Origin of the sequence: Arthrobacter sp. UCD-GKA (genome assembly GCF_001863355.1) — a bacterium.
In the GTDB taxonomy this organism is placed as follows: Bacteria; Actinomycetota; Actinomycetes; order Actinomycetales; family Micrococcaceae; genus Paeniglutamicibacter.
On record NZ_MOLR01000005.1, the window covers coordinates 1 to 15,257 of the forward strand.

Annotated in this window: 12 protein-coding genes and 2 rRNA genes; 9 read left to right on the forward strand and 5 right to left on the reverse strand. The window is 64.8% G+C overall.

Annotated features, from left to right (window positions below; genetic code table 11):
• From BLJ79_RS09645 to BLJ79_RS09655, 3 genes are all read left to right on the forward strand, one after another.
• A 23S ribosomal RNA gene (locus BLJ79_RS09645) occupies positions 1-142 on the forward strand; the annotation flags it as partial.
• A 170-nt stretch (positions 143-312) separates the two neighbouring features.
• A 5S ribosomal RNA gene (gene rrf, locus BLJ79_RS09650) occupies positions 313-429 on the forward strand.
• A gap of 538 nt (positions 430-967) precedes the next feature.
• Positions 968-2,971 (forward strand): M13 family metallopeptidase, encoded by a 2,004-nt coding sequence (locus BLJ79_RS09655; protein WP_083411176.1) that lies wholly within the window; start codon positions 968-970, stop codon positions 2,969-2,971.
• 66 nt (positions 2,972-3,037) lie between these two features.
• Here BLJ79_RS09655 and BLJ79_RS09660 read toward each other — a convergent pair whose 3' ends face one another.
• The gene (locus BLJ79_RS09660; RefSeq protein ID WP_071214547.1) at positions 3,038-3,910 is read right to left on the reverse strand and encodes an alpha/beta fold hydrolase; all 873 of its coding nucleotides are present in this window, start codon (positions 3,908-3,910) and stop codon (positions 3,038-3,040) included.
• Between the two features lie 94 nt (positions 3,911-4,004).
• On the opposite strand from BLJ79_RS09660, the gene lysS reads away from it, so the two are divergent.
• From lysS to BLJ79_RS09680, 5 genes are all read left to right on the forward strand, one after another.
• Entirely contained in the window at positions 4,005-5,528 is a 1,524-nt protein-coding gene (gene lysS / locus BLJ79_RS09665; RefSeq protein WP_071214872.1) for a lysine--tRNA ligase, read from the forward strand.
• The gene (locus BLJ79_RS23355; RefSeq protein WP_175475448.1) at positions 5,529-5,705 is read left to right on the forward strand and encodes a hypothetical protein; all 177 of its coding nucleotides are present in this window, start codon (positions 5,529-5,531) and stop codon (positions 5,703-5,705) included.
• A gap of 120 nt (positions 5,706-5,825) precedes the next feature.
• Entirely contained in the window at positions 5,826-6,146 is a 321-nt protein-coding gene (locus BLJ79_RS09670) for a histone-like nucleoid-structuring protein Lsr2 (RefSeq protein ID WP_071214548.1), read from the forward strand.
• A gap of 228 nt (positions 6,147-6,374) precedes the next feature.
• Entirely contained in the window at positions 6,375-8,888 is a 2,514-nt protein-coding gene (locus tag BLJ79_RS09675; protein WP_071214549.1) for an ATP-dependent Clp protease ATP-binding subunit, read from the forward strand.
• A 141-nt stretch (positions 8,889-9,029) separates the two neighbouring features.
• Positions 9,030-9,536: an amino-acid N-acetyltransferase gene (locus BLJ79_RS09680; protein WP_071214550.1), complete on the forward strand. Its 507-nt coding sequence runs from the start codon at positions 9,030-9,032 to the stop codon at positions 9,534-9,536.
• Positions 9,537-9,563: 27 nt separating this feature from the next.
• On the opposite strand, the gene BLJ79_RS09685 is transcribed toward BLJ79_RS09680, so the two are convergent.
• Positions 9,564-10,559 carry an iron-sulfur binding domain-containing protein gene (locus BLJ79_RS09685; protein WP_071214551.1) on the reverse strand — a complete coding sequence of 332 codons (996 nt, stop codon included), beginning with the start codon at positions 10,557-10,559 and terminating at the stop codon, positions 9,564-9,566.
• A gap of 103 nt (positions 10,560-10,662) precedes the next feature.
• Here BLJ79_RS09685 and BLJ79_RS09690 point away from each other — a divergent pair, with 103 nt between their 5' ends.
• Positions 10,663-11,283, forward strand: a complete 621-nt coding sequence (locus BLJ79_RS09690) for a hypothetical protein (protein WP_071214552.1) — start codon at positions 10,663-10,665, stop codon at positions 11,281-11,283.
• Positions 11,284-11,308: 25 nt separating this feature from the next.
• Here the strand turns inward: BLJ79_RS09690 and disA are convergent, their stop codons facing one another.
• The 3 genes from disA to BLJ79_RS09705 all read right to left on the reverse strand — a co-directional run bounded on the left by disA (position 11,309) and on the right by BLJ79_RS09705 (position 15,081).
• Positions 11,309-12,385 carry a DNA integrity scanning diadenylate cyclase DisA gene (disA, locus tag BLJ79_RS09695; RefSeq protein WP_071214553.1) on the reverse strand — a complete coding sequence of 359 codons (1,077 nt, stop codon included), beginning with the start codon at positions 12,383-12,385 and terminating at the stop codon, positions 11,309-11,311.
• A 117-nt stretch (positions 12,386-12,502) separates the two neighbouring features.
• Complete coding sequence (radA, locus tag BLJ79_RS09700; RefSeq protein WP_071214554.1) at positions 12,503-13,894, reverse strand: DNA repair protein RadA; 1,392 nt, start codon at positions 13,892-13,894, stop codon at positions 12,503-12,505.
• A gap of 56 nt (positions 13,895-13,950) precedes the next feature.
• Positions 13,951-15,081 carry an FUSC family protein gene (locus BLJ79_RS09705; protein WP_071214555.1) on the reverse strand — a complete coding sequence of 377 codons (1,131 nt, stop codon included), beginning with the start codon at positions 15,079-15,081 and terminating at the stop codon, positions 13,951-13,953.
• Between the last annotated feature and the right edge of the window lie 176 nt (positions 15,082-15,257).

Sequence of the window (15,257 nt, forward strand, 5' to 3'; positions counted from 1 at the left end):
CCACTTCAAGATGAGATTTCCACGCCACCTTGTGTGGCGAGAGGCCCCCAGCCAGACCACTGGGTTGATAGGCGGGATGTGGAAGCGAGGACCAAAGACTCGTGAAGCTGACCCGTACTAATAGGCCGACAACYTCAACCACAAACACCACACCACCCCCCGGGGTGGTTGGCAAGATACGCTGCGTCCACTATGCGGTCCCGAAACAACAACCCTGTTGTCGCGGAACCACAACAACACAACAACCACTATTGTGGTCGTAACCCATTTTTCACGCCCCCGGAGAACCTCCGGGCAGYGCGTGGCTAGAGTTACGGCGGTCATAGCGTGGGGGAAACGCCCGGTCCCATACCGAACCCGGAAGCTAAGACCCACCGCGCCGATGGTACTGCACTCGGGAGGGTGTGGGAGAGTAGGTCACCGCCGGACACCCTGTCCCGGAACCCCCAAGCCTGTGGCTTGGGGGTTCCGATGCTTAACGCCCGTTCCCGGCCCCCGGCACCGCCGGGGGCCGCACCCGCTTAAGGACCGGCACCCGGCCGGCCGGCACCGCAGGAACCAGGGAAACCAACACCCAACGAATCCGGCCAAAAGTTATGCACAGCTTCGGTGGATAACTCTGTACGCCTTTCTGTGCACCGAGCCCACCAATTGCGTGAGGCCACGAGCGTTGGCCGTTGAGCAGTGCATGGCCCCAGTCGCTCCATGATTCCGTGAATTGATTGGTCTCGATTGACGGTTCCGCAGCGGCACTTCCCGCGGGCTATTTCACCATCGGAATAACCACGCAAAATTATGTCAAATTCTTGTTTCAGACGCGTAAAGTGAGTTCTTGAGACGCAGAACACGCTACGCGTCGCCGCCCGCGTCTTTCCCTCCTCGACCTGGTGCAAGGAACTAGGTCGCGGTGAGGCAGATTTGCTGCGGCTCCAGCTGCACGCGTATGGATGAATGGAATAGGACCACAATGAGCACCGATTCGTCACTTGCTACCAACGCCGGGGATCCGAAACTCAGCGAGAACCACCGCGACGAAAGCGTCAGGCCACAGGACGACCTGTATCGCCACGCAAACGGCACCTGGCTCTCTAGTGCACAGATCCCGGCCGACCAAGGCAGCTACGGCTCCTTCATGGCGCTGCGAGACGATTCGGAGGCTGCTGTCCGAGCCATCATCGAGGCAGCCGCGGAAAACCGCCAAGCGGCCGACGGCTCCGTGGATGGGCGCAAGGAGCGCATCGCCAACCTCTACGCCAGCTTCATGGACGAAGAGCGCATCGAGGCTAGTGGAGTCGAACCGATCCGCGCCGACCTGGCGGCCATCTACGAAACCACTAACATCGCAGAACTCCTCGCGCTGAGCGGATCGTTTTTCCGCCGAGGCGTTTCCGGCTTCATCCAGGCCGGGGCCAGCTCAGATGCCGGATCTCCGGAACGCAACCTGCTGACCCTGATCCAGGGCGGCCTGGGCTTGCCGGACGAGTCCTACTACCGTGAAGAGCAATTCGCGGAGCTTCTGGGCGAATACCAGGAGCACCTGGGCAGGCTGCTGTCCTTGGGAGAGCTGACCGACACCGGGACGGCGGCGCGGGACGTTGTCGCGCTGGAATCCGCGTTGGCCTCCCACCACTGGGACAGGGTCAAATGCCGCGACGCCCAGGCACGCTACAACCTCATGACGGCCGCAGAGTTGCTGGAACACATCCCGTCCCTGGCCGGGTGGCTCGAAGGTGCAGGAATCGAGGAGAAGTACTTCGCCGAGGTCGACGTGTGGCAGCCAAGCTATCTCAAGGGTCTTGAGCAGGTCCTTGGCAGCGAACCCCTCGCCTCCTGGCAGCACTGGCTGGCCGTGCAACTGATCCGCTCAAACGCACCGTACCTCTCCAGCGCATTCGTGAATGAAAACTTCTCCTTCTACTCCGCGAAGCTCGCAGGGGTCCAGGAACTGCGCGAACGCTGGAAGCGCGGGGTGGCATTCACCGAAGGTGCTGTCGGCGAAGACATCGGCCAGCTCTACGTCGCGGAGCACTTCCCGCAACGCAGCAAGGACGAGATGGATGCTCTGGTGGCCAACCTCATTGACGCCTACCGCCAGTCCATAGGCGAGCTTTCCTGGATGAGCCCGGAAACCAAGGACAAGGCACTGGAAAAGCTGTCGATGTTCCGCCCGAAGATTGGCTACCCGAACGAGTGGATCGACTACTCCGGCATTTCGACGGTGGAGGACAATGTCATTTCCAATATCGCCGCGGCCAACGAATTCGAATTCCTGCGCGAACTGAAAAAGATCGATGATGGTGTGGATCGAGAACTGTGGTTCATGTACCCGCAGACGGTCAACGCGTATTACCACCCGCTGCTGAACGAGATTGCTTTCCCTGCTGCCATCCTGCGCTCACCGTTCTTTGACGCCGACCGCGACGCTGCATCCAACTACGGGGCCATCGGTGCGGTCATCGGGCACGAGATCGGGCATGGCTTCGACGACCAGGGCTCGCAGTTCGACGGGACCGGCGAACTGAAGAACTGGTGGACCGACGAAGACCGGGAGGCCTTCGAAAAGCTCACCGGCAAGCTCGTTGACCAGTACGATGTGTTGGTGCCCCCGGAAGCCCCGGAACACCACGTCAACGGCAAGCTCACGCTCGGGGAGAACATCGGCGACCTGGGCGGTCTCGGCATCGCCTACACCGCCTACAAGCTCGACATGGCGGCCCGCGGGATGGACACCGACGAGGTCATTGACGGGCTGAACGGGGATCAGCGCTTCTTCTACTCGTGGGCCGAATGCTGGCGCACGCTGTCCCGCCCGGAGACCATGATCACCCGCATCACCACGGACCCGCACTCTCCGGGCGAGTTCCGCTGCAACCAGGTACCCAAGAACATGGATGCGTTCCACGATGCCTTCGGCACCAAGCCGGGAGACGGCATGTGGCTGGATCCGGAGGATCGCGTCAAGATCTGGTGACCGCCGATGCTGCCGCCGTCCGTTCCCATCAGGGATGGACGGCGGCAGCATTCTTGGTTCCGGCGGCTATGGCCGGGTGAAGTAGTCGCCGATGTCGTCGAGCAACGACGTGAACGCAGCCGGAACGGACCCGTGCATGCCCTTGGGGGTTTCGAGGTAGGTGGATCCCGGGACCACCTCATGCAGCTTCCGTGCGGTCGAACGGAAGTACTTCGCGCTTTTGGATCCCGCCATGAAGCGAGTGTTTTCCGGCAGGATCGAGAATCCGCTTGCGGGTTGCGATTCCTCAAGTGCGGCCTTCAGCTCGCCCACCCCGCTGGGCAGCATTGTGCGGGCCAGCTTGCCGGCCTTGGTTCGGGAAGTCCCTGCCAGCAGCGCGGCAAGGATTGGCTCGGGAATCTTCCCCAGGGTGGGTGAAAACTTCATGCCGCGCTGCATACGTGCCAGGGCTCGACTGTTTCTCCCCGCCGCCACATCGTCCGAGAAGGCATTCAGCCACGTCGTGTCGATGGAGGCGTCAAGGTTGATGGCCGGGTCGTAGACCGCCAGGCGCGCGGGAACCGGGCCATCGCCCTTCGCCCCGGGGTCCAGGAACCTGCGCACTGCATTGAGCACCACGGCGCCGCCCAGGGAGTGCCCAAAGAGGCTTTGCGCCCCGGTGTGTTCGAGCATGAGCGCCACGTCTGCGATCTCGGTGTCCATGGAGTAGTCCGCAGGCTGCTCGGTCGAATTGCCACGCCCGCGGCGGTCGTATACGTCCACCGTCCAGTTCTCGCCCAACCTGGCTCCGAGGGCCGCGGCAAACGGACGATAGATCAATGCGGTCAAGAACGCTCCGCCGACAACCAGGATCCGACGGTGCCCGGGAGCTTGCGAATCGCCATATGAATACAGAGCCAGTGAGCCGCCATCGGAGGTTCGCAGAATGTTTTCTTCCATGATTCCTCCATCCTATTCTGCGCAGGAAAATGGCATCGGGGTGTTGCTGAACACCTCTCAGCCCGCGCTCAGATTATTCGGACTAGAATTGGCTATTGTGACTGCCGAAAAAACTGCCCCAGTAGCCAGCCCTGCCGAGACCAACGACCAGCGCCAGGTGCGCATGGACAAGCGTGCCGCTTTGTTGGCCCGCGGAGACGAAGCCTATCCAGTGGGCGTCGCGCGCACTCACTCGCTGCATGAAATCCGGGAACAATTCCCCGAGCTGGCTCCGGACACCGCAACGGGCGTGACCGTTGGCATCGTCGGGCGCATCGTGTTCATGCGCAATACCGGCAAGCTGTGCTTCGCCACCTTGCAGGAAGGCGGGCCCGAGGGCGCCGGCACCCGGCTCCAGGCCATGCTCTCGCTTGCCAACATCGGCGAGGATAAGCTGGCTGATTGGAAGTCCCTGGTGGACCTGGGCGACCACGTGCTGATCACCGGTGAGGTCATTGCCTCCCGCCGTGGCGAGCTTTCGGTCATGGCCACCGACTGGAAGATGGCGTCCAAGGCACTGCGTCCCCTTCCTGTCCTGCACGCCGAGCTCAACGAAGAGACCCGCGTTCGCCAGCGCTACGCGGACTTGATCGTGCGTGACGAAGCCCGTGAAATGGTCTACAAGCGTGCGGCGATCACCCGCTCGGTGCGGGACACCATGCACTCCCGCGGCTATGTCGAGGTTGAGACCCCGATGCTGCAGCTGGTCCACGGCGGCGCTTCCGCGCGCCCGTTCGAGACCCACCTGAACGCATTTGACCAGCCAATGACCCTGCGCATAGCCCTCGAGCTGTACCTCAAGCGCGCCGTCGTTGGCGGTATCGACCGCGTGTTCGAAATGGGTCGGATCTTCCGCAATGAAGGTGTGGACTCCACGCACTCCCCGGAGTTCACGATGCTCGAATGCTACGAAGCATACGCAGATCAGTTCGTGATGGCCGAGCGCATCCAGGAAATCATCCTCAATGCGGCCGACGCCGTGGGTGCCGGCCGCCAGCTTGAGACCCCCAAGGGAACCATCGACCTGGACGGGGAATGGGCATGGCTTGGTGTGTACCCGGGTCTCTCCAAGGGAGTGGGCCAGGAAATCACCCCCGAGACTTCTGCGGAAACACTGCGCGAAATTGCGCAGAAGCATGAAGTGAAAGTCGATCCAAAATGGGATGCTGAAAAGCTGGTCATTGAATTGTTTGGAGAAATCGTTGAACCGACTCTCATCAATCCGACTTTCGTCTACGATTACCCGCCGGCTGCCCAGCCGCTGGCCCGCCCGCACCGCAGCAAGCCGGGCGTCATCGAGGCCTGGGACCTGATCATTGGCGGCATGGAGCGCGGCACTGCCTTCTCCGAACTGATTGACCCAGTGATCCAGCGTGAGCGGTTGACCGAGCAGTCCCGCATGGCCGCGGATGGCGACGACGAGGCCATGCAGCTGGACGAAGACTTCCTGCGTGCGCTGGAATATGGCGCTCCGCCAATGGGCGGTATCGGGCTGGGCATCGACCGCCTCGTCATGCTGTTTGTCGACACCGGGATCCGCGAAACCATTCTCTTTCCGTTGCTCAAGCCGGAGGCCTAAATGCCGTATATCGAGGCGCTTGTCCCGACCATTGTTGTTGCCCTGGTCTTTTGGTTTGCCATCCGTGCTGTATCCAACGTGGATCGCACGGAGCGCGCAGCGGAAGCCGAAGTCGAGGAACAAATTAAATTGACGGCACAGGCCAAGGACAACAAAAGCCCGAAAGCTGATAATTAGCCCATTATCTCTATTTCCACTTGCTGAATGACGCTTACTTGTGTTTATGATATGAGTGCGAGCATGGGCCAATACCGTTAATTGGTTCATGCGAATTCCCACCCCAGCAAGGAGACGGTAATGGCACGTCAGGTCCAAATAGCATTGATTGATGATATCGACGGTTCCGAGGCAGTAGAATCCATCGTATTCGGTATCGGCGGACAGCACTATGAAATTGACCTCAATGAGGAAAATGCAGAAGCTTTCCGTGAAGCCTTTAAGCCCTACATCAAGGTTGCCCGCACCTCGAAGCAGTTCACCCCGAAGGAAGCTCCGGCCATCCGCGCCTGGGCCAAGGAGAACAACGTCAAGGTCAACGCCCGCGGCCGTCTGCAGGCCGATGTAATCGCTGCCTACCACGCAGCCCAGGCGAAGAAGTCGCGCTCGAAGTCCAAGTAGCACTTTCGGCACCTGATACTTCCGGCGGGCCCAGCGCCCCCGGCCGCTGTGGGGAATGCGAGTAAACGTCGAGGGATCGGCTCCAGTGAAATGGAACCGGTCCCTCGACGTTGTTTAATCCAAAGTTGAACGCCGAGGGTGAACAATGTTATCCCTTGGGCGAACATGCAACACTTGCCCGAATTTGATGCGTAGCATCGAAATACGTGTTAGCTAGGAGTGTGCCGCATGTTTGAGAGATTTACCGACCGTGCCCGTCGCGTTGTCGTGCTTGCCCAAGAAGAGGCGCGCATGCTCAACCACAACTACATCGGAACCGAGCACGTATTGCTCGGCCTCATCCATGAGGGCGAGGGAGTAGCGGCCAAGGCCCTTGAGTCGCTGAACATCTCTCTCGGCGCCGTGCGTGAGCAGGTCCAAGAGATCATCGGACAGGGCCAGCAGGCTCCGTCCGGTCATATTCCCTTTACCCCCCGGGCCAAGAAGGTGCTCGAGCTCTCGCTGCGCGAGGCGCTCCAGCTAGGCCACAACTACATCGGCACCGAGCACATCCTGCTCGGCCTGATTCGCGAGGGCGAGGGCGTTGCCGCCCAGGTCCTGGTGAAGCTCGGCGCCGATCTGTCCCGCGTGCGCCAGCAGGTCATCCAGTTGCTCTCCGGTTACCAGGGCGGCAAGGAAACCGCAGGTGCCGGCGTCAGCTCCGGCGGCCAGACCGAAGGCACTCCGGCAGGTTCGGCTGTGCTGGACCAGTTCGGCCGCAACCTCACCGCCGCTGCCCGCGAAGGCAAGCTCGACCCGGTCATCGGGCGCGAGTTCGAGATGGAACGCGTCATGCAGGTCCTCTCGCGACGAACCAAGAACAACCCGGTGCTCATCGGCGAGCCCGGCGTCGGCAAGACTGCGGTCGTCGAAGGGCTTGCCCAGGCGATCGTGCGCGGCGACGTCCCGGAAACCATCAAGGACAAGCAGCTCTACACCCTTGACCTCGGTTCCCTGGTGGCCGGTTCCCGCTACCGCGGTGACTTCGAGGAACGCCTGAAGAAGGTCCTCAAGGAAATCCGCACGCGCGGCGACATCATCCTCTTCATTGACGAGATCCACACGCTGGTCGGTGCCGGTGCCGCCGAAGGCGCCATCGATGCGGCCTCGATCCTCAAGCCCATGCTGGCCCGAGGCGAACTGCAGACCATCGGCGCGACCACGCTTGACGAGTACCGCAAGCACATCGAGAAGGACGCGGCCCTCGAACGCCGTTTCCAGCCGATCCAGGTCAAGGAACCTTCGGTGGAGCACACCACGCAGATCCTGCGTGGGCTTCGCGACCGCTACGAGGCACACCACCGCGTCTCCATCACCGATGGGGCGCTCGTGGCAGCCGCCGAACTGGCGCACCGCTACATCTCCGACCGGTTCCTTCCGGACAAGGCCATCGACTTGATCGACGAGGCCGGTGCACGCCTGCGCATCCGCCGCATGACCGCGCCCCCGGCTCTCAAGGCCATGGACGAGGAAATCTCCACGGTCCGACTGGAGAAGGAAGCCGCCATCGATGCGCAGGACTTCGAAGGTGCCGCCGCCTTGCGCGACAAGGAAGGCAAGCTCCAGGAAGCTCGCGCGGAGAAGGAAAAGGCCTGGAAGAACGGTGAGCTCGACGAGATCGCCGAGGTCGATGCCGACCTGATCGCCGAGGTCCTGGCCAACTCCACCGGCATCCCGGTCATCAAGCTGACCGAGGAAGAATCCACGCGACTGCTGAACATGGAAGATGAGCTGCACAAGCGGGTCATCGGCCAGGACGAGGCAATCAAGGCCATCTCCCAGGCCATCCGCCGCACCCGTGCCGGGCTGAAGGACCCGAACCGCCCCGGCGGCTCGTTCATCTTCGCCGGCCCCACCGGCGTCGGCAAGACCGAGTTGGCCAAGGCCCTCGCGGAGTTCCTCTTCGGTGAGGAAGACGCGCTGATCACGCTGGACATGTCCGAGTACTCGGAGAAGCACACGGTCTCGCGTCTCTTCGGTGCCCCTCCGGGCTACGTCGGCTACGAGGAAGGTGGCCAGCTGACCGAGAAGGTCCGTCGCCGCCCGTTCTCCGTGGTCCTCTTCGACGAGGTCGAGAAGGCCCACGCCGACCTGTTCAACTCGTTGCTGCAGATCCTGGAAGACGGCCGTTTGACCGACTCCCAGGGGCGTGTCGTGGACTTCAAGAACACGATCATCATCATGACCACCAACCTTGGCACCCGCGACATCTCCAAGGGCGTCATGACCGGCTTCCAGTCGTCCAGCGATACCAAGACCGGTTACAACCGGATGCAGGCCAAGGTCCAGGAAGAGCTGCGCCAGCACTTCCGTCCCGAGTTCCTGAACCGTGTTGACGACGTTGTGGTGTTCCCGCAGCTGACCCAGGACGAGATCGTGGAGATCGTGGACCTGTTCCTCGGACGCCTGCGCAAGCGCCTGGTGGACCGGAACATGACCATCGAGCTGTCGCAGGCCGCACGCGTCCTGCTGGCAACCCGCGGCTACGATCCGGCCATGGGCGCCCGGCCGCTGCGCCGGACCATGCAGCGCGACATCGAGGACCAGCTTTCGGAGAAGATCCTCTTTGGCGAGCTGGTCGCCGGACAACACATCAAGGTCGATGTCGACGGCGAGGGCGACGAAGCGACGTTCACCTTCCACGGCGAGGGCGGAACCCCGCAGATCGAGGGCGAACCGGCCCCGATCGCCATCGAGGGCTAGGCCCGAAGCAAGCAACCACGCCCCTGGGGCGGCATCCGCAAGGAAGGCCACCCCAGGGGCGTTTTGCATGCGCCGGCAACCGTCCGGGGCTTCAGCTACACAATTGACCTCGGGCCCCGGCGCCGGGCATAGGATACTTAGATGAATTCCTTTACCGTCAGGCGGGCCAAGACCAGCGATGTGAAGAGCATCCGAAACCTGGTCCGGCCGCTGGCCGAGAACCGCGTCCTGCTGGAAAAGGAGGCGGTCGCCTACTACGAGAACCTTCAGGAGTTCTTCGTTGCCGAGGATTCGGAGGGGAACGTCATCGGCTGCGGCGGGCTGCACGTGATGTGGGAAGACATTGCCGAGGTCCGCACCCTGGCCACGGACGCCGGATGGCGCGGCCACGGCGTGGGGCACCGCCTGCTGCAGAAGCTCCTCGCCGAGGCCCGCGAGCTGGGGGTGTCACGGGTGTTCTGCCTGACCTTCGAGGTCGACTTCTTCCTGCGCAACGGGTTCTCCGTGATGGCCGAGCAGTCCGCCGTCGACCCGGAGGTCTACTCCGAGCTCCTGCGCTCCACCGACGAGGGCGTGGCCGAGTTCCTGGACCTGGCCCGGGTCAAGCCAAACACGCTGGGCAACACCCGGATGATCACCCACTTCTAGCTGCGGAACTGACCCGAACCTTCCGGGTCAGTGCGGCAACCCGATGCCCGCGGCGGACTGCTGGGCCAGGCCGTCGGCCAGCAGGGACCCCAGGGCGCGTTCGCGTTGCTCGGCGCCGGCATCCAGCGCGTGCAGGCCGACCCACGCCTGGTGGACGGGCTCCGCCTCGCGGGCAGGGTTCAGCCGGCGGGGATCCTGCCCCTCGAGCGCAAGGTCGGGGACCCCGAGCAGCTCGGAGCGGTCCACCGGGCCGGCGGAGTGCCGCAGCACCGCCATCATGGCCCCGCGCACCTGCCGGTCGGTGCCGTGCCACGGCTGGCCCTTGGGCTTGTAGTGCGGTTCGGGCCGTCCGGCGGCAATCCAGGCACAGCTCTCGAACACCGGGCAGTCCTCGCAGCGCGGGGATCGGGCCGTGCACACCAGTGCACCGAGTTCCATCACGGCGATGTTCCAGCCGTTGGCAAGAGCTGTGCCGTTCGGATCCCCGGGCCCGGAGGCGGGGAGCAGGCGTGCGGCCAGCGCGAGTTCGGCGGCGTTCTGGTTTTGTTCCGGCAGCGCCTTGCCGCTGACCAGACGGGCGTGGACCCGGCGGATGTTGGTGTCCACCACCACGGTGGGGACCTTGAACGCGAAGCACGCGATGGCCGCGGCGGTGTAGGTGCCGATTCCGGGCAGGGCGAGCAGCTCCGCCTCGGTCCCCGGGACCCGGCCGCCATGCTCGTTGGCGATCACGGTGGCGGCGGCATGCAGGCGCAGGGCCCGGCGCGGGTAGCCCAGCCGGCCCCAGGCCTTGACGGCCTCGGCGACCGGCTCTGCGGCCAGCGCGGCCGGGGTGGGCCAACGTTCCATCCAGGCCTCCCACACCGGGAGCACCCGAACCACCGGGGTCTGCTGCAGCATGAACTCCGAGACCATCACGGCCCATGGCCCGGCAGGCTCGCGGCGCCATGGCAGGTCGCGGGCATGGGCGAGGTACCAGTCGGTGATTTCACGGTGGATCTTCGGCAGGTCGGGGTGGGCCACGATGGGGAGAAATCCTTTGGCTGGAAGGGGAATGCTGGCGATATCACTCTAGCTGGCGGCGTGGGAGTCGGGATCAAAACGATTGGTTTCGTAGCCTTGAGGCATGGCACAAAAGCAGGTCCGTTCCACCCGCCCCTCCGCACGGGTTTTTCGGCGTCGTCGACTCGCGGTGCTCATTGCCACGCTGGTTCTCATCGGGCTTTTGGCATGGGCCGGATTCGGCATTGCTTCCCTGCTGCGCCCCGCCGACCCGGGTGCCGCCCCGGCGCCAAGCCAGGGGGGAGGAAGCTCCCCGCAGGCATCCGTTGAACCCACCGCGGAGCCTTCCGCGGGCCCGGCGGTGTGCCCCGAGGGGGACGTGGTCGTCACGGCATCCACGGCCCGGGCCACCCACGGACCGGCCGACAACCCGGTGCTCGTGATGACGATCAAGAACGCCGGGACGACCGAGTGCCTGGTCAACGTGGGCACCAGCCAGCAGGATTTCTCCGTCACGAGCGGGGCGGACCGGATCTTTTCCACCTCGGACTGCGTGCAGGACCCGATGGACACGGAAATCGCCATCAAGCCGGGCGCCAGCGAGACCGCCCGCTTCACCTGGACCCGGGCGCGCAGCGCACCGGGCTGCAAGGTCGTCAACGCGAAGCCGCGGCCGGGCTGGTACGGATTCACCGCGAAACTGGGGGACCTGACCAGCGAGACCGCAAAGTTCGAATTGAAGTAGCGCGGCGGCCGGCCAGCTCTCCGGCTTAGAGGAAGCGGTCCAGCAGCGAGGACTCGGCGACGCGCGAGAGCCCCTCGCGCACGGTGCGGGCGCGTTGCTCGCCGATCCCGTCCACCGCCATCAGGTCCTCGATGTTGGCGGCCATCAGCCGCTGCAGGCCGCCGAAGTTGTTGACCAACCGGTCGGCCACCGCGCGCGGCACCGACTTGATGCCCGCGAGCAACCGGTGTCCCTTGGGCGCCACGACGGCCTCGAGCGAATCGATGCCGGGGCTGATGCCCAGGATGGCGGCGAACTTGCCCAGGTCGATCAGGTCGGTGGAATCAAGGTTCTGCAGTTTCTTCAGCGCCGCGTCGATGTCCAGTTCCTCGCGGCCCAGGTTCGAGTAGTCCTTCAGCAAAAGGTCCGAGCCCGGGCCAAGGCCTGCGGAAAGCTCGTCGAGCTGCAGCGCGAGCAGCCGGCCGTCGGCGCCGAGCTCCAGCACGTACTGGGCAATCTCCTCGGAGATGCGGCGCACCATTTCCTGGCGCTGCAGCACCGCCGCGACGTCGCGGACCGTCACGACGGCCTCGATCTCGGCCGCGGACAGCGCGCTGGTGACCTGGTCCAGGCGGGAGCGGTAGCGTTCCAGCGTGGCAAGTGCCTGGTTTCCGCGGGCCAGCACCGGTTCGGAGCCCTCGAGCAGGTAGCGGATGCCCTGGACGTACAGGGCGATGATGTGCATCGACTGCGAGACCGAGACGACCGGGAAACCGGTCTGGATGGCCACGCGCTCGGCGGTGCGGTGCCGGGTTCCCGATTCCTGGGTGGGGATCGAGTGGTCCGGGACCAGCTGGACCCCGGCACGCAGGATGTTGGAACCGTCCTTGTCGCAGACGATCGCCCCGTCCATCTTGGCCAGCTCGCGCAGCCGCGTGGGGGAGAAGGCGATATCGATGTCGAAGCCGCCGGAGCAGATCGAATCGACCACCCGGTCGTGCCCCAGCACGATCAGCGCGCCGGTGCGGCCGCGCAGGATGCGCTCCAACCCGTCGCGCAGCTCCGTTCCGGGTGCAACGCGGGCCAGCGTGGCGCGCAGCGCATCTTCGGGGCTCTTCGACATGGGTGGCCATTTCCTTCCAGGGGACTACTACCTATCGTATGGCCACGGCCGGACCCCGACCCGCCCTTTGGGGCAGGTCGGGGACACTTCGGTACCCCTTTGTTACCGAAGGCACGCTCAGGCGCCGGTCTTGACGCGTTGTTCGAAGGCGATGTCCAGGGCCTCGAGCACCGAGGAGACCGTGAAGACCCTGATCGAGTCCGGGATGTTCTTCGGCGGCTGCGGGGATGCCGGGACCATGGCGTAGCGGAATCCGAGCCGTTCGGCCTCGATGATCCGCCTGCCGATCTCCGGCACCGGGCGCACCTCCCCGGCCAGCCCGACCTCGCCGAAGGCCACGAACTGCGGCGGCAGCGGGTGGTTGTGCATCGAGGAGGCAAGCGCCAGCGCGGTGGCCAGGTCCGTTGCCGGTTCGCTCAGCTTGACCCCGCCGACGGTGGCCACGTAGGAATCGAGCCCGCCCAGCTCCATCCGGGCCCGCGATTGCAGCACCGCCAGGATCATCTGGGTGCGCGCCGCGTCCAGGCCGCTGGTGGCCCGGCGGGGGATGGCGCTGGTGGCCCGCGAGAGCAGGGTCTGCACCTCGGCAACCAGGGGCCGGCGGCCCTCGAGGGTCACGGTGATGCAGGTGCCGGGAACCGGGTCCTTGGTCCGGGTGACGAAGAGCCCCGAGGGGTCGGCCAGGCCCTCGATGCCGCCCTCGGTCAAGTCGAAGCAGCCGACCTCGTCGGTGGGGCCGTAGCGGTTCTTCAGGGCGCGCAGCAGCCGCAGGCGGGAGTGGCGCTCGCCGTCGAACTGGCACACCACATCCACCAGGTGCTCAAGCGTCCGCGGCCCGGCGATCGAGCCGTCCTTGGTGACGTGGCCGACCAGGATGGTGGTCATGTTCCGCCGCTTGGCCGCGTTGATCAGGGATGCGGCAACCTCCTTGACCTGGGAAATGCCGCCCGCGGTCCCGTCGACCTCGGACGAGGCCAGGGTCTGCACGGAGTCGATGATCAGCAGCTCCGGGTCGATCTTTTCCACCTGGCCCAGCGCGATGCCCAGGTCGGTCTCGGCGGTCAGATAGAGGGTCTCCGCCATCGCGTTGATGCGTTCGGCGCGGACCTTGACCTGGGCGGCGGATTCCTCGCCGGTGATGTACAGGACCCTGCGACCGGTGCGTGCGGCGCGCGCCGCGACGTCCAGCAGCAGCGTGGACTTGCCCACCCCTGGCTCCCCGGCCAGCAGGATGACGGCCCCGGGCACCAGCCCGCCGCCGAGCACCCGGTCAAGCTCATCCACCCCGGAGGTGCGGTAGGAGGCGGCGGTGGCATCGACCTCGCCGATGGGCTGGGCGGGGACCGCGATGGTGGTTGCCACGGTGGTCTTGGCCGTGACCGCGCCCATTTCCTCCACGGTGCCCCAGGCCTGGCATTCGCCGCAACGGCCCACCCATTTCACGGCGCTCCACCCGCATTCCGCGCAACGGTATGCGGGTGTGTTCTTGGTGCGGGAATTCTTAGCCATGTGCTTGATGCTAGTGCCCGGCGCCAACGGTTTGGTTTCGCCGCGGCGGGCTTTCGCTACAGGCGCGGCAGCAGTGCGACTGCGTCTTCGTGGCTGACGCCGGAGGCCTCGAGCAGGTCGACCACCAAGGGGCGCAACAGCAGCACCATGCCCTCGCCCTGCAGCCCGCTGACCTGAAGCGTCTGGGGATCCAGCCGGGCTGCGCACTCGGCCAGCTCGCGCTGCGCCCGCCCCACGGCCCGTTGGTACCCGGACTCGTTTGTTTCCAGCACCGCATAGCCGAAGGCGTCCACGGCCTCGGCCAACTCACCCAGCAGGCTGGCCACGGCTTCTACCCCGCGGTCGGTCAGCGCGCCGTGGTTGATCACCGTGGCCAATCTCCGGGCCAGGACCCGGGAGTTGCGCATCGCCAGGTCTGTTTTTTCGGCCGCGATCGACAACCGCTCCAGGTCCGAACGGCGTCGCCGGTGGGCAGGGGCCAGTGTGGCAACCTCGTGTGCCACGTTCAGTGCCGCGGGCAGGGAGTCCATGAGCTTTTGGGTGCCGCGGGCGCGGACCAGTGCGTGGAAGGCCAGGGTGGCATCCGAGGAGCTCACGGCGCGCGCGCACTCCTGGAGAATCCCCGAAAGCTCACTGAGCAGCTTGCCGAGTTCGGCAATGGGTGTGCGGCGCGGGTCCCGCGGAAAGACCATGACAATCAACAGGCCGCACAGCGAGCCGACCACGGCGTCCAGGGAGCGGCTGAACGGGCCGGCCGCATCGGCGATGGGCAGCAGGACCACGAGCACCGACTGCAGGCCCAGCTGGGTGGTGAAGATGGGACCGGAATCCAGGAAACGGGCGATCGTCAGGGACAGGAAGAGCACCAATCCCGCCTGCCACAGGCCGCTTCCCAGCAAGGTGAGTAGCAGGTCGCCGACCGCCACGCCCAGGGTGCAGCCGATGGCGACTTCAAGGGATCGGCGCACCGTGGTCGCGGTGCCGAAGCCCAGCACCAGCAGGCCGCTGGTTGCGGCAAAGATCGGCCCGACGTGCCCCAGCAATTGCTCGGCAATCCAATAGGCCAGCACCGCGGAGGCGGTCATCTGGATGATCCTGGGGAACGAAGTGCCCGCGCGGCGCATGCCCACGCGGTAGCGGCGCTTGACGAAGGTCCATGCTCCGCCCGCCGAAGTTCCGATTCCCATGGGCAACAGTCTGTCACGGCTTGGGCGCCGCACCGGCAAGTGTTAAACGTGACGCGAAACACCGGTGCGAATCAGCCGTGTTCACCTTGCGTTCACCTTCATCGCAGTAGCTGGTTACCTGCGGGGCCTAACTTCGTATTGAAGCGATGTGCCGGCGTGCGCATCCTTGGGAACAA